This is a genomic window from Streptomyces flavofungini (assembly GCF_014650815.1).
Lineage (GTDB): Bacteria > Actinomycetota > Actinomycetes > Streptomycetales > Streptomycetaceae > Streptomyces > Streptomyces flavofungini.
In genome coordinates, this window is the sequence record NZ_BMVR01000036.1 from 1 (window position 1) to 16,114 (window position 16,114).

Here is a 16,114-nt window from a genome sequence, read left to right on the forward strand (position 1 = left end):
CGCCCTCCCCACCGCAGTAGCTCGCTCCCACCGCACGGCGGTGGCCCCTCACCTCAGCCGTGCCATCGCAGCGCCGCACCTCCGCCCTCCCCGCCGTGGCGGCCCAGCCTCGACCTCCGCCCCGCAACCCCCACCTCAATCCTTCCGCCGCCGAGGCCCCCCACCCCGGGGCGGGGGAGGCGGCGGAGGTGGCGGTGGCGGCGGAGGCGGCGGCCACTCCTCCTCACCCCGGCGCCCCCGCCTGGGCGGCTCACCCGGCGGCACCACAGGCCCCGCCACCGTAGGAGCCCCACTCACCTGCGGAGGCACCCCTCCGCCCCGGGGCGGAGGCCCACCGGCGCGGGGCGGACCTCCCTCGCCCCGGGGCGAACCCCTCCCAGCCGACGGCACCGAGGGAGGCCTCCCACCCCCTGGAGGGGCACCCGCCCCCGCACCGCGACCGGCCCCCGGCCCAGGCCTCTGCCCGGACCCTCCGTCCCGCAATTCCTCCGGCACCCGCAAGTACGGATTCGTCTCCGCCCGAGGCGGGCGGTACGGCGTGCTCTCCCGGTAGGGCCCGGCCCCGGAAGCCGCGGGCACCGCCGGCGGCTCCCGGCCCGCCCCGGGCGACGCCTCGTCGACGCCGAGGGCCAGCGGCGCCGCATGGCTCCCGGCCGCTCCCGTAGCCCGTGCCAGCAGCGCCCCGGCGGCCCCCGCGGCCGCGCCCCACACGGCCCCGAGGACCAGGGCCATGCCCAGCTTGCCGTGGAGTTCGAGTCCGGCTCCGAAGCCGTCGAAGCCGAGGACCGATACCGAGGCGTCGGCGGAGACGCCCGTCAGCCAGGCCATCAGGGGCAGGGCGACCGCCGTGACGAGGCCGAGCCACAGTGCGCAGCGGGTGGCGAAGCTGACGGCGTTCACGTCGCGTGCCGAGGTGACGCCCGGGCCCAGCGGGGTGCGTGCGGCCGTCAGGACACCGGCGAACAGCATCATGACGATCGCCGCGACCGCGAGCAGCCAGACCCGGCTGTCCAGCTCGGCGAGCCGCCCCACGGTCAGGGACTTGTTGGAGTCGCCGCGCAGCAGATCGTCCACCGGGTCCGGCAGGAAGCGCGTCAGGGCACCCTTGGCCTCGCCGTCGTAGGGGACGAAGAGACCCACGGGCAGGCCGAGGAACACGCCGTTCGGTGTGCCGAGCAGCGCGCCGCCCGCGACCCGCTTCGGGTGCTCGTCGCCGATCATCGCGTACGCCGCCGCCGCGACCCCGGCGAGCACCGCCATCAGGATCACCGAGACCAGCGCGGACGCGGCGGGCCGCACGAGCCGGTGCAGGGCGCCGAGCCCGGCCGGCAGGGGAGTGCGCCGCGAGGCGAGGAGGGCGATCAGGAGCACGGCGACGACCCAGAGCGCGCCGCCGAGCAGCGTGGCCCCGGTGTCGACCGTGAACCCGACCGCGGCCTTCGCCTTGACGAGGTCGCCGAGCCGGTCGGGCAGCAGCCCCCCGATGTCCCCGATGCCGCCGATGTCCTTGAGGCCGTCGGGAATCCGGTCGCCGATACCGCCGGGGAGATTGTCCAGACCTTTGTCGAGCCCTTTGTCGATTCCCTTGTCGATACCGAGCTGTTTGCCGTTGATCGTGATGACATCGTGTCCGGCCCAGGCGAGACCGCCGAGCATGCCGAGAAAGAGTACGATCACCGCGCCCGCGCGGGCCACGAGTTCGCCGGGCGAGATCACAACTCCCGCACCGCGCAAGGAACGCAAGAAGAAGTAGGAGAGCAGCACCGCGCCCACCAGACTCACGCCCAGCGGGGTGACGTCGATGGCCGTGGTCGCCTCCGCGCCCTTGAGGCCGAAGGCCGACACATCACCGGACGGGGTGACGGAGCCCCCCACGCCCAGGGCGATCGCCGCGGCCGTCATCGGCCCGAGCGCGCCCGCGGAGTCCGCGCCGAGCAGATGCAGGCCGAGGGCCGCCGTGCCCGCCATGCCGATCAGCGCCCAGCTGACCGCGGCGAGCGCGGAGAGCAGCACATCACCCCAGGGCACGCCCCGCCGTACGTCCTTGTGTCCGCCGGTCTCCATGGGACCCCCCGAGCTCGCAGCGCGTCGCCCTCCTCGTGCGGAGGCACGCCGGGGAACCCGGGAGGCGCATGCCGGGCATGGCACGGATGGCAGTCGGCGCCGACAGAACGGGCGTTGTGCGCATACCCGTCATTTCAGGCATCGCTGACATGAGTGGCATACGCGATATGCACGCGATCCGCACTCGCTGAGAGCCCTTACTACTTTCCGGGGCGGTATCTGCCCCGTCAACGGGGCAGTCATAGTGGCTCGTACGCAGTCTTCACAAGGCCCGACTTTCGGTCAGAGGCCTCCGCCTGAAATAGTTCCTCCCGATGTTCGACATCCCTAGACTCCCCATGATGGGGGCAACTCGGGGGACAACTCAGTGGGGCTGGAGTGCCGGAACTCGTACTGGAATTGAATGGCAGGACCTGGACGCTCGATTCGTCCAGGCCATACACCCTTGGACGCGATCCACAGGGTGACATCGCGCTGGACGACGCCAGGGTCTCCTGGCGGCACGCGACGATCAGCTGGGGCGGCCGCAGTTGGGTCATTGAGGACCACGGCTCCACGAACGGCACCTTCGTGCAGGGGCAGCGGATCCATCAGATGGAGATCGGCCCCGGTTCGGCCGTCCATCTGGGCAACGCGACCGACGGCCCGCAGCTGATCCTCTCCGGTGGCGGCGCGGGCGCCGCCGCGGCCGTGTCCGCGCCGGGGGCGCAGCAGCAGGCGCAGCACGCGCCGCCGCAGCACGCCGCGGGTCAGCCGGGACAGCAGGAGGCGCCGGGCTGGGCCTCGCAGCAGCATCAGCAGCCGCAGCACCAGGCGCCGCAGCAGTACCAGGCGCCGCACCAGCAGCCGCAGCAGCAGATGCCGCAGCAGCAAGCCTGGGCGCAGCAGGGCCAGGCCCAGGCGCAGCACCAGCAGGCACCGCACCAGGTGCCGCAGCAGCAGGCTCCGCAGCAGGGCCCGGGCGCGGGCATCGGATCCGGCGGTGCGGCGGGGGCCCCACCGGTCTACGGCGACCGCAGCCCGACGACGTACCACCAGTTCTCGCTTGGCCGAAAGATGACCATCGGCCGTGCCCTGGAGAACGAGCTGGTGGTCTCCGACCTCCAGGTCTCGCGGCAGCACGCGGAGTTCACGTCGACGCCCGACGGCCGCTTCGAGCTGCGTGATCTCGGCTCGCACAACGGCACGTACGTCAACGGCATGCCGATCGCGAAGTCGTCCACGGTCCTCATCGGCCCGAACGACATCGTCGGCGTCGGCCACTCGACGTTCCGCGTCGTCGGTGACCGGCTCGAGGAGTTCGTCGACACCGGTGACGTCTCCTTCTCCGCGCGCCACCTGACCGTCACGGTCGACGGCGGCAAGGACATCCTCAAGGACGTCTCCTTCGGCGTCCCGGAGAAGTCCCTCATCGCGGTCATCGGCCCGTCGGGCTCCGGCAAGTCCACCCTGCTCAAGGCGCTCACCGGTTACCGGCCCGCCAACCAGGGCGACGTCCTCTACGACAACCGGAACCTGTACAAGCAGTTCGCCGAGCTGCGCCAGCGCATCGGTCTGGTCCCGCAGGACGACATCCTGCACAAGGAGCTGACCGTCAAGAAGGCGCTGAAGTACGCGGCCAAGCTGCGCTTCCCCGCCGACACCAGCGAGCAGGAGCGCGCGCAGCGCATAGACGAGGTGCTGCGCGAGCTGAAGCTGGACATCCACAAGGAGAAGAAGGTCACCTCCCTCTCCGGCGGCCAGCGCAAGCGCGTGTCGGTGGCCCTGGAGCTGCTCACCAAGCCGTCGCTGATCTTCCTGGACGAGCCGACCTCCGGCCTCGACCCGGGCATGGACCGCGACGTCATGCAGCTGCTGCGCGGCCTCGCCGACGACGGCCGCACGGTCCTCGTCGTCACGCACTCGGTGGCCGAGCTGGCCATCTGCGACAAGCTCCTGGTGATGGCGCCGGGCGGCTCGGTGGCGTACTTCGGCCCGCCCGAGGAAGCCCTGAACTTCTTCGGCTACAGCACCTGGGCCGACGTCTTCTCCGCCTTCGAGAACTACCGCGACTACGACTGGGCGGGCCGCTGGAAGGGCTCGCAGCACTACCAGATGTACGCCGCGGACATCGACGCCGTCGCCGCGCAGTCCGTACACATGCCGCCGCCGCAGGCGATCGCACCGCCCAAGCCACAGGGCTGGGGCTCACAGCTCCTCACCCTGATCCGCCGCTATGTGTCCGTGATCGTGTCCGACCGGGGCTTCCTGGCGCTGATGGTGATCCTGCCCGCGGTGCTCGGCGCGGTGAGCCTGCTCATCGACCCGGACAAGGGCCTGCTGCCGGTGGTGAACCCGAAGACCGGCAAGATCATCCCGAACGGTACGGCCACCACGGTCCTGCTGATCCTCGCGGTGGGCGCCTGTTTCGCGGGCGCCGCCAACTCGGTCCGTGAGCTGATCAAGGAACGGGTGATCTACGAACGGGAGCGGGCGACCGGCCTGTCCCGGTCGGCGTACCTGATGTCCAAGGTCATCGTCCTCGGCGCGATCACCGTGCTGCAGGGCGGGCTGGTCGGCGTGATCGGCTTCTCCACCCGTGACATCCCGAAGGAGGGCCTGGTCCTGGGCAGCCAGGTGCTCCTCGAGCTCTCCCTGCCGATCATGGCGCTCGGTTTCACCTCGATGATGTTCGGCCTGATCATCTCCGCCCTGGTGAAGACCGCGGAGAAGACCATGCCGCTGCTGGTCATGTTCGCGATCATCCAGGTCGTGTTCACCGGGTGCCTGTTCATCCTGCACGGCACGGTCGGCGTCAATCAGTTCTCGTTCCTGATGCCGTCGCGCTGGGCGGTCGCAGCCGCCGGCGCCACGCTGGACTTCAACCGGATCAGCCCCAACCCGGACGACCCGGGCGCCACCGACCCGCTGTGGGACCACGAGGCGGGCGCCTACATGATGGACATGGCCGCCCTGCTCGCCCTCGGCGCGTTCTGCGGCTTCCTGGTGGCCCGCTTCCTGCGCCGCCACGAGCCGGAGGTCATGCGCAAGTAGACGCCTGCGGTACGTCGCGTACGTACGCGAAGAAGGGCGGCACCCCGTGCGGGGTGCCGCCCTTCGGCGTCTGTGAGCCTCGGCTGAAGAGGTCCGGGGGGGTACGACTCAGTAGGCGCCGTTCACGTTGTCCATCGAGCCGTACTTGTCGGCCGCGTAGTTGGCCGCGGCGACGATGTTGGCGACCGGGTCGTAGATGTTCGTGGACGTGCCCTCGACGTGGTACGCGTTGAACGTCGGCTGGATGACCTGGAGCAGGCCGATCGACGGGGTGCCGTTCTGGGCGTTGACGTCCCAGCCGTTGATGGCGTTCGGGTTGCCCGTGGACTCGCGCATGATGTTGCGGTGCAGGCCCTCGTAGGAACCGGGGATGCCCTTGGACTTCATGATGTCCAGGGACTGGCGGATCCAGCCGTCGAGGTTGTTGGCGTAGACGGGCTTGCGGGCGGCGGAGCGGCTCGCGGCCTGCTTGACCTTGCGCTCGTCCTCGGCCTTCTTCTTTGCCGCGGCCTCGTCGGCCGCCTTCTTGTCGGCCGCGGCCTTCGCGACCGCGTCCTTGGCCCGCTTGCTGGCGTTGGCCTGCTGCTTGCTGACGCTCGCGTGGGCGTCGGCGGGGGCGGCCCAGGCGGCGGAGCTGGCCCCGAGGGCCTCGGTCCGGGCGTCGTCGGAGCTGCCCGGCACGATCGAGAAGGCGAGGGCGGCGGCACCGAGGGTGGCGACACCGGCGATCGAGAACTTCTGGTTCTTGGTCAGAGTGGAGCGACTATGACCAGAGGGGGCGAGCTTGGACATCGTAGATGGACCTCTTCGTAAATCGGGAGGCCGCTCTGAACCGGTGGGGACAGGTTGCTTCCGGCAAAACGCCGCGGTGCGAGGACCGCGGCGCCGAGCGACGGGAGCAATTCTTAGCGGGCGCAAAATTCTGTGGCAAAGGAGTGACGTACGATGCCGGATAGTGGATCAGGGGGTGCGCCGACGTCCCGGATGTCCGCCCTTAGCCCCTCTTTACCGGGCCCTGACGTCCACTAGGGGGCTTCGTACGTGATGTGCGTCCTATGCGCGGGCTCACATCGAGCACGTAACAGTCTCACCAGCAGTTGCGACTGTGATGCTCTCAGTGAGCAAACTCCTCCGCAGGTATGACGAGCGGGCCACGACCCTCATGCCAGCGGCAGAGAGGACCTACCGCCCGGGTCCCACCGAGCCCCAGGGCCGTCCCGGCCTCCCCCTGGTTCCGCTCCCTCTCCCGCCTCCCCTTACTCCCTCCCGCGTGCCCACCCGCCCGCGCGCGTGTAATAACGCCTCCGCCCGGATCCCGCAGCTCGAACGCCCACCGTCCGCTGGGCCTAGGGCCCAGGTCCTAGAGCCCGGCCGCCACAGGTCGGATACGCACCGTCACACCCCGCCGGTACGGTTGTGCCATGAGTCAAGGACCCCGATCCGGGCTGTACGCGGTCAGCTCGGCGTTGCTCGCGATGAGCAGCCAGCTCGAGGTGCGCGACGTCCTCAAGACGATCGTCGCCTCCGCCCGCGAGCTGCTCGACGCGGAGTACGCGGCGCTCGGGGTCCCCGACGACCACGGTGGCTTCGCCCAGTTCGTCGTCGACGGCGTCAGCGACGAGCAGTGGAAGGCCATCGGCCCGCTGCCGCGCCAGCACGGCATCCTCGCCGCGATGCTGTGCAAGGCCGAGCCCGAGCGCCTCGCGGACGTGCGCGAGGACCCCCGCTTCGAGGGCTGGCCGCCCGCCCACCCGGACATGTCCGACTTCCTCGGCCTCCCCATCCGGTACGGCGACGAGACCCTCGGCGCCCTGTTCCTCGCGAACAAGAAGTGCGTCAAGCCCGCGGGCGGCTGCGGCTTCGACGAGGACGACGAGGAACTCCTGTCGATCCTCGCCCAGCACGCCGCGATAGCCCTGACGAACGCCCGGCTCTACGAACGCAGCCGTGAGCTGACCATCGCCGAGGAGCGCTCCCGCCTCGCCCACGAGCTGCACGACGCCGTCAGCCAGAAGCTGTTCTCCCTGCGCCTGACCGCCCAGGCCGCGGCCGCCCTGGTGGACCGCGACCCGACCCGCGCCAAGGACGAGCTCCAGCAGGTGGCCGCCCTCGCCGCGGAGGCCGCCGACGAGCTGCGCGCCGCCGTCGTGGAGCTGCGCCCCGCCGCCCTCGACGAGGACGGCCTGGTCGCCACCCTGCGGACGCACAGCCAGGTCCTGGACCGCGCCCACTCCGCCACCGTCACCTTCGAGAGCGGCGGCGTGCGCGCCCTGCCCGCCTCCCAGGAGGAGGCCATGCTCCGGGTCGCCCAGGAGGCCCTGCACAACGCCCTGCGGCACGCGGAGGCGGAGCACGTCGCCGTCGCCCTGGAGAAGCGCGGCCCCGGCGCGGTGCTGCGCGTCACGGACGACGGCAAGGGGTTCGACCCGCGAGCCATCCGGCGCGCCGGGCGGCACCTGGGCCTGGTCTCCATGCGGGACCGGGCGGGCGGGGTCGGCGGACAGCTGACCGTGGAGTCGGAGCCCGGCAAGGGCACGACGATCGAGATGGAGGTCCCCGGTGGCTGACGTTGTGCTCAATACGAAGGCAGGGATCCGGGTGCTGCTGGTCGACGACCACCAGGTGGTCCGCCGCGGCCTGCGCACGTTCCTGGAGATCCAGGAGGACATCGAGGTCGTCGGCGAGGCCTCCGACGGCGCCGAGGGCGTCGCGGCCGCACAGGAGCTGAAGCCGGACGTCGTCCTGATGGACGTCAAGATGCCCGGCATGGACGGCGTCGAGGCGCTGCGCAAGCTCCGCGAGCTGGACAACCCCGCGCGCGTGCTGATCGTCACGAGCTTCACCGAGCAGCGCACGGTCGTCCCGGCCCTGCGCGCGGGCGCGGCGGGCTACGTCTATAAGGACGTGGACCCCGACGCCCTCGCTGGCGCCATCCGCTCCGTGCACGCCGGACACGTCCTGCTCCAGCCGGAGGTCGCGGGCGCGCTGCTCTCTCAGGAAGAGGCCAACAGCTCGCAGGGGAGGGGCGGCTCCCTCACCGAGCGGGAGCGCGAGGTACTCGGCCTGATAGCGGACGGCCGGTCCAACCGCGAGATCGCCCGCGCCCTCGTCCTCTCCGAGAAGACCGTCAAGACACATGTCTCGAACATCCTCATGAAGCTGGACCTCGCCGACCGCACCCAGGCGGCCCTGTGGGCCGTGCGCCACGGCGTCGCGGGCTGATTTCCGCAGGTCCTCGGGGCGGGCCCGTTGTCAGCACGGACCGTCGCGTTCCGGGCTGAGATTCATACCGTCGTGTGGATGTCCCCCGTTCGGCGCATCCCGAGCGGCCCTCCGGCGTTCTCCAGTGCGTGCTGCGGCGGCTGGCCGCAGCTTCCGCTCAGGAGGATCCAAGAAGTGAAGAACCTCAAGAAGGCCGCCGCTGTCACGATGGTGGCCGGTGGCCTGGTCGCCGCCGGTGCCGGCATCGCCTCCGCCCACGGTGGCGCGAACGCCGACGGCGTGGCCAAGAACTCCCCCGGCATCGTCTCCGGCAACCTGGTCCAGGCCCCGGTCCACATCCCGGTGAACGCCTGCGGCAACAGCGTCTCCGTCGTCGGCGTCCTGAACCCGACGTTCGGGAACGTCTGCGAGAACATCTGATCGCACCCGCGCGATCCGGCGATCGCGGTCACGCGATCGCCGCCGCGGCCGACCGGCCCCGCGCGCACCCCGTACGCGGGGCCGGTCACGTTCTCGCCCACCTCCGCCGTCCAGGCGCCCTTCGCGTCCCCGGGACCCCCGGTCTCCACCGGATCCCCGGCACCCCCGCTGCCACGACGCACACCGCCTGACCCCACAGCCGGGGTCACCCCGTCAGCAGAAGGAACACACCCATGAACATCGCCAAGAAGGCCGCCCTGGCCGTCGCCGTCGCCGGTATCGCCGTGGGCGCCTCCGCCGGAGCCGCCCTCGCCACCGACGCGCACGCGGACGGCAACGCCAAGAACTCCCCGGGCATCGGCTCCGGCAACCTCGTCCAGGCCCCGATCCACATCCCGGTGAACGCCACCGGCAACAGCGTGAACGTCGTCGGCATCCTGAACCCGGCCTTCGCCAACGAGTCGGTCAACAAGTGACACGCTGCCCCCGGGCCGGACGCCTTCTCCGTTAGGCGCACGCCACCCTGCGGGCAGAGGGCCCCGCGGACCACCCGGTCCGCGGGGCCCTCTGGCACCGGCGCCCGGCCCCGGCCAGGACCTGCCTCTCGGCCCCCGCCCCGCCGGGACCTACCTCCCGTCGCCCCGCTCCCGCTCCTCCACATACGCGTTGTACGCCGCCACCTGCGCCCGCCGTGCCACCCGCTCCACCGGCCGCAGCGCCTCCGCCCGCGCCCCCATCTGCGACGCGCTCACCGCCCCGCCGTGCCCGTTCTCGTACGCCACCGAAATCAGCAGCCCGACCCGCTGCGCCAGCTCCAACACCCGCACCGCGCGCGGCGGATACCCCGGGGCGAGCGCCTCGCGCCCCCGCTCGGCCCGCGCCCGGTACGCGTCGATGGCGGCCTCCGCGACCGGCCCCGAAGCCGCCACGTCAAGGCGCGCGAGCACCTCCGTGGCCTCCCGCAGCGCGTCCGCGAGCTCCCGCTCCGCCTCACCGAGGGAGGGCACGTCCGCGGGCGGCGCCTCCCGCACCGGCAGACAGTGCCACACGACCTCCACATGGACGTCCGCGGCAGCGGCGCCACCCTCGGGCCCCGCCTCGTACACCTCCGGCACCAAGCCGTACGGCGCACCCGTCGCGACCACCGCCTCCTCGGCCTCGAGCGCGCGCTCGTTGAAGGCGGGCGGCCCGCTCAGGCCGAGCGGATGCCCCGGCGCGGGCAGCGCCACCCGAAGCCCCGTCACCCCGAGCGCGCGCAACCGGCCGAGTGCGAGCGTCAGGCCGACCGGCGCCGACTCGCCGGGCAGGCCGTCGACCCGGTGCACCGCGTCGTCGCCCACGATCGCGTGCACCGCGTCATCGGGTGAAACAAGTCCGGCCAAAAGGGCGTTCCCCCATGCGGCCAAGCGTCCTGAACGTGGTTCCGAGAGCATGCACACAGCCTAAGGACCGGGCTCGGCACGGGAACGGTCGGCCGGTGGCGTAGGTTTTATCCGGGGGCCGCGTCCACAGACGCGGGCACACGCGAGCGACACCGAGACTGCAATGGGAGACAACGCGCTCATGAGCGATGTACTGGAGCTTAAGGACGCATCCGTGGTCCGAGAGGGCCGGGCTCTGGTGGACCAGGTCTCCTGGTCGGTCAAGGAAGGGGAGCGCTGGGTCATCCTCGGTCCGAACGGCGCCGGCAAGACCACCCTCCTCAATGTCGCGTCCAGCTACCTCTTCCCGAGCAAGGGCACCGCCACCATCCTCGGCGAGCAGCTCGGCAAGGTCGACGTCTTCGAGCTGCGCCCCCGCATCGGCATGGCCGGCATCGCCATGGCCGACAAACTCCCCAAGAGCCAGACCGTCCTGCAGACGGTCCTCACCGCGGCGTACGGCATGACGGCCGGCTGGCACGAGGACTACGAGGACATCGACGAGCAGCGCGCCCGCGCCTTCCTCGACCGCCTCGGCATGAGCGACTACCTGGACCGCCGGTTCGGCACCCTCTCCGAGGGCGAGCGCAAGCGCACCCTGATCGCCCGCGCCCTGATGACCGACCCCGAGCTGCTGCTCCTCGACGAGCCCGCCGCAGGCCTCGACCTCGGCGGCCGCGAGGACCTCGTCCGCCGTCTCGGCCGCCTCGCCCGCGACCCCATCGCCCCCTCGATGATCATGGTCACGCACCACGTCGAGGAGATCGCCCCCGGCTTCACGCACGTCCTGATGATCCGCCAGGGCAAGGTCATGGCGGCGGGACCGCTGGAGTTGGAGCTCACCTCGCGCAACCTCTCCCTCTGCTTCGGCCTGCCGCTGGTCGTCGAGCAGCGCGGCGACCGCTGGTCGGCCCAGGGCCTGCCGCTCAGCTGATCGCGCACACCCTGTCGGTAACGGGACCCGCGGACCTACCATGAACATGTGGACATGGACGCATGGGTGTGGTGGCTGATCGGCGCGGTCGCCCTCGGAATCCCGCTGGTAATGACCGCGATGCCGGAGTTCGGCATGCTCGCCGTCGGCGCGGTCGCCGCCGCCGTGACCGCGGGCCTCGGCGGTGGCGTGGCGATGCAGACGGTGGTCTTCGCCGTCGTCTCCGTCGCCCTCATCGCGGTCGTACGCCCGATCGCCGCCCGGCACCGGTCGCAGCGCCCCGAACTCGTCAGCGGGGTCGAGGCGTTGAAGGGCAGATCGGCGGTCGTCATGGAGCGGGTCGACGCCTCCGGCGGGCGCATCAAGCTGGCGGGGGAGATCTGGTCGGCGCGGCCGCTCGACAACGACCAGAGCTTCGAGGCGGGCCAGGAGGTGGACGTGGTCGAGATCGACGGAGCGACGGCCGTGGTCATCTGACCGCCGGTCAGGTGCGCGCGGGGCCGGACTGCCCGGCTCCGGGGCCCAACTGCCGTGAAAGCGACGGCCCGTGACGGCAGGTGATCCGAACGGCCCACGGGCCGCGCGCCGTTCTGACAGACTCGACCGGCGAGATCCCAAGATCTTCCGGGACACCGCAGCAATCCACGAACACCGAAGCAAGAAGGGTACGGGGAGCCACGATGGAACCAATCATCATCGTCCTGATCATTCTGGTGGTGCTGGTCTTCATCGCCCTGATCAAGACGATCCAGGTCATCCCGCAGGCCAGCGCCGCCATCGTGGAGCGCTTCGGCCGCTACACCCGCACCCTGAACGCGGGCCTGAACATCGTCGTCCCGTTCATCGACTCCATCCGCAACCGCATCGACCTGCGTGAACAGGTCGTCCCCTTCCCGCCCCAGCCGGTGATCACCCAGGACAACCTGGTCGTGAACATCGACACGGTCATCTACTACCAGGTCACCGACGCCCGCGCCGCGACGTACGAGGTCGCCAGCTACATCCAGGCGATCGAGCAGCTCACCGTCACCACCCTGCGCAACATCATCGGTGGCATGGACCTGGAGCGGACCCTGACCTCCCGCGAGGAGATCAACGCGGCCCTGCGCGGCGTCCTCGACGAGGCCACCGGCAAGTGGGGCATCCGCGTCAACCGCGTCGAGCTGAAGGCGATCGAGCCGCCCACCTCCATCCAGGACTCGATGGAGAAGCAGATGCGCGCCGACCGTGACAAGCGCGCCGCGATCCTCCAGGCCGAGGGTGTCCGCCAGTCCGAGATCCTGCGCGCCGAGGGCGAGAAGCAGTCCGCGATCCTGCGCGCCGAAGGTGAGGCACGGGCCGCGGCCCTGCGCGCCGAGGGTGAGGCCCAGGCGATCCGCACGGTCTTCGAGTCCATCCACGCGGGCGACCCGGACCAGAAGCTCCTCTCCTACCAGTACCTCCAGATGCTCCCGAAGATCGCCGAGGGCGATGCCAACAAGCTCTGGATCGTGCCCAGCGAGATCGGCGACGCCCTCAAGGGCCTCGGCGGCGCGCTCGGCAACTTCGGCCCGCTCTCGGGCGGCGGCTCCGGAGGCGGGAAGAGCTCCGGCGGCGTCGAGCGCCGCGAACAGCCGCCGATCGACTGACGGCGACTTACGGTACGTACGACTGTGGGGCCGCCCTCCCGGAGGAGGGCGGCCCCACAGTCGTACGCGCGGAACCGTCGTACGCACGGGCCACGTCAGCGGCGAACCGCTCAGGCGGCGGGCTGCGCCAGCCAGTTCGGCAGGGCCTCGTAGCCGTCCCGCCCGAGGGCGAGCAGCATCGCGTCCGCCGGGGTCGGCTCGAAGGGCTGGCGGAGCAGCGGCATCCCGGCCTGCTCCGGCGTGCGGTCCGCCTTGCGGTGGTTGTCCACCGCGCACGACGCCACCGTGTTCAGCCAGGAGTCCGCACCGCCCTGGGAGCGCGGCACCACGTGGTCCACGGTCGTCGCGCGTCTGCCGCAGTACGCGCACCGGTGCTGGTCCCGTACCAGGACTCCGCGCCGCGACCACGGAGCCCGTCTTCGGAAGGGCACCCGTACATACCGGCACAGCCTGATCACCCGCGGCACCGGAAGCTCGACGGCGGCAGCGCGCACGCGCAGCGCGGGGTGGGCCTGCTCGACAACGGCCTTGTCCTGCAGCACCAGCACGACGGCGCGGTTCAGCGTCACCGTCGACAGCGGTTCGAAGCTTGCGTTCAGTACCAGCGTGTCCCGCATCTCGCCCACCTCCCGTGTGCACCGGCCCACCCCTTGGCGGGCTTGGATCAACTCTGGCCGGGCACGCCGGGTAGGACAACGCAATAAAAGATGCCCGCCCCTGATCACTTCCAAGACCAGAGGCGGGCAAACGTTCAATGAACGCTGAGCTGACGTGAACGCGGGCGGTGCACGCCGGGCATCGACTAACTGTCGGCGACCGCCGCGTACTCGGCGACGACGGTGGCGCGGGCCAGCGTGTGGAACCGCAGGTTGAAGCCGACGACGGCGGGCGAGGCGTCCGAGTCCGGGCCGAGCTTCTCCTGGTCGACCGCGTACACGGTGAACACATAGCGGTGCGCGGGGTCACCGGGCGGCGGGGCGGCGCCGCCGAAGTCCTTCGTCCCGTAGTCGTTGCGCACCTGCACCGCGCTCTCCGGGAGGCCCTCGAACTTGCCGCTGCCCGCACCGACGGGCAGCTCCGTCACCGCGGCCGGGATGTCGAACACCGACCAGTGCCAGAACCCGCTCCCCGTCGGGGCGTCCGGGTCGAAGCAGGTCACGGCGAAGCTCTTCGTCTCCGGCGGGAAGCCCTCCCACCGCAGCTGCGGCGAGGTGTTCCCGGCCGCGTACACCTGGGCGTCCTTGAGCACCGCGCCCTGCTCGAAGTCCGCGCTCACGACCGTGAACGACGGCACGGGCGGGTGGAAGTCATGGGGCAGCGGCGGCCTCTTGACCTCGGTCACGTAGGCACCTCCTGATCGGTTCCGGTTCGGTTCAGTACGGCGATTCCCGTACGGCGATCTCGGCGATCGCTCGCCGTCGCCGAGCCTAGAACCAGTTGCGCTTGCTGCCGACCTGGGACAGCCACTCGTTGAGGTACGCCGCCCAGTCCGTGCCCTGGTAGTCGTGCAGCCCGACCTTGAACGACTTGTACGAGTCGCTGCCCTCGCTGAACAGGCCCGGCTTCTTGTCCATCTCCAGGACGACGTCCATCTCGCGGTCGTCCGCGACGAAGGTCAGCTCGACCTGGTTCAGACCGCGGTACTGCTCCGGCGGGAAGAACTCGATCTCCTGGTAGAAGGGCAGCTTCTGCCGGGTGCCGCGGATGTGGCCGCGCTCCATGTCGGCGCTCTTGAAGCGGAAGCCGAGCTGGCCGAAGGCGTCGAGGACGGCCTGCTGCGCCGGCAGCGGGTGCACGTTCACCGGGTCCAGGTCACCGGAGTCCACCGCGCGGGCGATCTCCAGCTCCGTGGTCACACCGATGTTCATGCCGTGCAGCTGGCGCCCCGCGAAGTGGGTGATGGGCGTCTCCCAGGGGATGTCGAGCCCGAACGGCACCGCGTGCACCGCGTTCGCCTTCAGCTCGAAGGCACCGCCGAGCCGCTGCTTGGTGAACTCGATGTCCTGCTTGGTCTCCTGGTCGTTGCCCTCGACCTCGACGCGCGCCTGCAGGCCGACGGACAGCGCCTCGATCTGCTGGTCGACGTTCCCGCCCTGGATGCGCACCTCGCCCTGGACAACACCGCCCGGCACGACGTTGGCCTCGGTCAGCACCGTCTCGACGGAGGCCCCACCGGCACCCAGACTCGCCAGCAGCTTCTTGAACCCCATGACTCTCCTCCCCAGGCGCCGCCTGTGGTGTTGACTGGATCGATCGATCGTCGACCTTCGACTACGTACAAACGCAAACGGCCCGCGCGCGGTTCCGCACCGATGCCTCGCGCCACACCCTCCCTGCGCGAAGCCCCGAGGGCCACCCTCCACGCCAAACCCGTACACGTTCGGTGCACTACGCTCGTACGGCATGATCGCGGCCCCTGACCGTACGCCCCTGCCCCGGCACTTCTTCGACCGCCCCGTGCTCGACGTGGCGCCCGACCTGCTCGGCCGCGTCCTGGTGCGCGACACCCCGGACGGTCCGATCGAGCTGCGCCTCACGGAGGTCGAGGCCTACGCGGGGGAAGCGGACCCGGGCTCCCACGCCTATCGCGGCCGCACGGCCCGCAACGGCGTGATGTTCGGCCCGCCCGGGCACGCGTACGTCTACTTCACCTACGGCATGTGGCACTGCCTCAACCTGGTGTGCGGTCCGGAGGGGCAGGCGAGCGGCGTCCTGCTGCGGGCCGGTGAGATCACCGAGGGCGCGGAACTCGCTCGGGTACGACGACTCTCGGCCCGAAACGACAAGGAACTGGCCAAAGGCCCCGCTCGCCTCGCCACCGCTCTCGACGTGGACCGACGCCTCGACGGCACCGACGTCTGCGCGGGCCCCGACGCCCCCTTGCGCATCCTCACCGGCACACCTATAGATCCCGACCAGGTCAGGAACGGCCCGCGCACGGGAGTGGGGGGTGAGGGCAGCGGCCACCCCTGGCGCTTCTGGACGGCCAACGACCCTACGGTGAGCCCTTATCGGGCTCATACACCTCGACGCCCCAGAACTTGACGCGGCGTTGGTGGTTCCGTAATGTAGCCCGAGCCGCTTGACCCGGGTACGGCTTTCAGCCAGCAGCCGGAAGCGGCCAACCACTACCTACGACTTCCCTTCAGCGGGGTCCTGTTTCGCATGTCCGCATGCCGAAATTCGAATCCGCGAAGCTCGATTATGAGTTGCCAGGGAAATCCGCTAACGTAGTGAACACGCCGAAAGGCAAGGCCCTCCAACGGCCACCGGAATTGAAATCCGAACCGGGAACGGAACGGAAAAGGATCTGGTAAGGTTGGAAACACGAAATACTGAAGGGAAGCGCCCGGAGGAAAGCCCGAGAGGGTGAGTACAAAGGAAGCGTCCGT

General features: G+C 70.6%; 15 protein-coding genes. 9 read left to right on the forward strand and 6 right to left on the reverse strand.

From position 1 onward, the window contains the following. Positions 1-135: 135 nt before the first annotated feature. Positions 136-2,064, reverse strand: a complete 1,929-nt coding sequence (locus tag IE274_RS38655) for a streptophobe family protein (RefSeq protein WP_190120635.1) — start codon at positions 2,062-2,064, stop codon at positions 136-138. 378 nt (positions 2,065-2,442) lie between these two features. On the opposite strand from IE274_RS38655, the gene IE274_RS38660 reads away from it, so the two are divergent. After that, positions 2,443-5,097, forward strand: a complete 2,655-nt coding sequence (locus IE274_RS38660; RefSeq protein ID WP_190120636.1) for an ABC transporter ATP-binding protein/permease — start codon at positions 2,443-2,445, stop codon at positions 5,095-5,097. 108 nt (positions 5,098-5,205) lie between these two features. On the opposite strand, the gene IE274_RS38665 is transcribed toward IE274_RS38660, so the two are convergent. After that, positions 5,206-5,889 carry a transglycosylase SLT domain-containing protein gene (locus IE274_RS38665; RefSeq protein ID WP_190120637.1) on the reverse strand — a complete coding sequence of 228 codons (684 nt, stop codon included), beginning with the start codon at positions 5,887-5,889 and terminating at the stop codon, positions 5,206-5,208. Positions 5,890-6,518: 629 nt separating this feature from the next. Between IE274_RS38665 and IE274_RS38670 the strand changes: the two genes are divergently transcribed. From IE274_RS38670 to IE274_RS38685, 4 genes are all read left to right on the forward strand, one after another. Then, entirely contained in the window at positions 6,519-7,664 is a 1,146-nt protein-coding gene (locus IE274_RS38670) for a GAF domain-containing sensor histidine kinase (protein WP_190120638.1), read from the forward strand. Continuing rightward, positions 7,657-8,319, forward strand: a complete 663-nt coding sequence (locus tag IE274_RS38675) for a response regulator (RefSeq protein WP_307822211.1) — start codon at positions 7,657-7,659, stop codon at positions 8,317-8,319. Before IE274_RS38670 ends, IE274_RS38675 begins: the two co-directional genes overlap by 8 nt. A 174-nt stretch (positions 8,320-8,493) precedes the next feature. After that, positions 8,494-8,739 carry a chaplin gene (locus tag IE274_RS38680; RefSeq protein ID WP_190120639.1) on the forward strand — a complete coding sequence of 82 codons (246 nt, stop codon included), beginning with the start codon at positions 8,494-8,496 and terminating at the stop codon, positions 8,737-8,739. 233 nt (positions 8,740-8,972) lie between these two features. Beyond that, a complete protein-coding gene (locus tag IE274_RS38685; RefSeq protein ID WP_190120640.1) occupies positions 8,973-9,215 on the forward strand; it encodes a chaplin in 243 nt (80 codons plus the stop codon). Between the two features lie 150 nt (positions 9,216-9,365). Here the strand turns inward: IE274_RS38685 and IE274_RS38690 are convergent, their stop codons facing one another. Further along, positions 9,366-10,172 carry an Rv1486c family protein gene (locus tag IE274_RS38690; RefSeq protein WP_190120641.1) on the reverse strand — a complete coding sequence of 269 codons (807 nt, stop codon included), beginning with the start codon at positions 10,170-10,172 and terminating at the stop codon, positions 9,366-9,368. A 130-nt stretch (positions 10,173-10,302) separates the two neighbouring features. Here IE274_RS38690 and IE274_RS38695 point away from each other — a divergent pair, with 130 nt between their 5' ends. From IE274_RS38695 to IE274_RS38705, 3 genes are all read left to right on the forward strand, one after another. Then, positions 10,303-11,094, forward strand: a complete 792-nt coding sequence (locus IE274_RS38695) for an ABC transporter ATP-binding protein (RefSeq protein WP_190120642.1) — start codon at positions 10,303-10,305, stop codon at positions 11,092-11,094. Positions 11,095-11,142: 48 nt separating this feature from the next. After that, positions 11,143-11,571 carry an NfeD family protein gene (locus tag IE274_RS38700; protein ID WP_190120643.1) on the forward strand — a complete coding sequence of 143 codons (429 nt, stop codon included), beginning with the start codon at positions 11,143-11,145 and terminating at the stop codon, positions 11,569-11,571. A gap of 203 nt (positions 11,572-11,774) precedes the next feature. Then, a complete protein-coding gene (locus IE274_RS38705; protein ID WP_190120644.1) occupies positions 11,775-12,722 on the forward strand; it encodes an SPFH domain-containing protein in 948 nt (315 codons plus the stop codon). A 110-nt stretch (positions 12,723-12,832) separates the two neighbouring features. On the opposite strand, the gene IE274_RS38710 is transcribed toward IE274_RS38705, so the two are convergent. The 3 genes from IE274_RS38710 to IE274_RS38720 all read right to left on the reverse strand — a co-directional run bounded on the left by IE274_RS38710 (position 12,833) and on the right by IE274_RS38720 (position 14,932). Further along, entirely contained in the window at positions 12,833-13,339 is a 507-nt protein-coding gene (locus IE274_RS38710; protein WP_190120645.1) for an HNH endonuclease, read from the reverse strand. A 185-nt stretch (positions 13,340-13,524) separates the two neighbouring features. After that, positions 13,525-14,064 carry a YbhB/YbcL family Raf kinase inhibitor-like protein gene (locus tag IE274_RS38715; RefSeq protein WP_190120646.1) on the reverse strand — a complete coding sequence of 180 codons (540 nt, stop codon included), beginning with the start codon at positions 14,062-14,064 and terminating at the stop codon, positions 13,525-13,527. Positions 14,065-14,149: 85 nt separating this feature from the next. After that, a complete protein-coding gene (locus IE274_RS38720) occupies positions 14,150-14,932 on the reverse strand; it encodes a sporulation protein (protein ID WP_190120647.1) in 783 nt (260 codons plus the stop codon). A gap of 193 nt (positions 14,933-15,125) precedes the next feature. Here IE274_RS38720 and IE274_RS38725 point away from each other — a divergent pair, with 193 nt between their 5' ends. Continuing rightward, positions 15,126-15,767 carry a DNA-3-methyladenine glycosylase gene (locus IE274_RS38725; protein ID WP_190120648.1) on the forward strand — a complete coding sequence of 214 codons (642 nt, stop codon included), beginning with the start codon at positions 15,126-15,128 and terminating at the stop codon, positions 15,765-15,767. Positions 15,768-16,114 lie beyond the last annotated feature (347 nt).

Excerpts from the sequence above, each read along its gene's own strand:
- IE274_RS38725 (WP_190120648.1), top strand. The coding sequence starts at position 15,126 with ATGATCGCGGCCCCTGACCGTACGCCCCTGCCCCGGCACTTCTTCGAC.
- IE274_RS38705 (WP_190120644.1), top strand. The coding sequence starts at position 11,775 with ATGGAACCAATCATCATCGTCCTGATCATTCTGGTGGTGCTGGTCTTC.
- IE274_RS38685 (WP_190120640.1), top strand. The coding sequence starts at position 8,973 with ATGAACATCGCCAAGAAGGCCGCCCTGGCCGTCGCCGTCGCCGGTATC.
- IE274_RS38670 (WP_190120638.1), top strand. The coding sequence starts at position 6,519 with ATGAGTCAAGGACCCCGATCCGGGCTGTACGCGGTCAGCTCGGCGTTG.
- IE274_RS38665 (WP_190120637.1), bottom strand. The coding sequence starts at position 5,889 with ATGTCCAAGCTCGCCCCCTCTGGTCATAGTCGCTCCACTCTGACCAAG.
- IE274_RS38720 (WP_190120647.1), bottom strand. The coding sequence starts at position 14,932 with ATGGGGTTCAAGAAGCTGCTGGCGAGTCTGGGTGCCGGTGGGGCCTCC.
- IE274_RS38690 (WP_190120641.1), bottom strand. The coding sequence starts at position 10,172 with ATGCTCTCGGAACCACGTTCAGGACGCTTGGCCGCATGGGGGAACGCC.
- IE274_RS38695 (WP_190120642.1), top strand. The coding sequence starts at position 10,303 with ATGAGCGATGTACTGGAGCTTAAGGACGCATCCGTGGTCCGAGAGGGC.
- IE274_RS38655 (WP_190120635.1), bottom strand. The coding sequence starts at position 2,064 with ATGGAGACCGGCGGACACAAGGACGTACGGCGGGGCGTGCCCTGGGGT.
- IE274_RS38710 (WP_190120645.1), bottom strand. The coding sequence starts at position 13,339 with ATGCGGGACACGCTGGTACTGAACGCAAGCTTCGAACCGCTGTCGACG.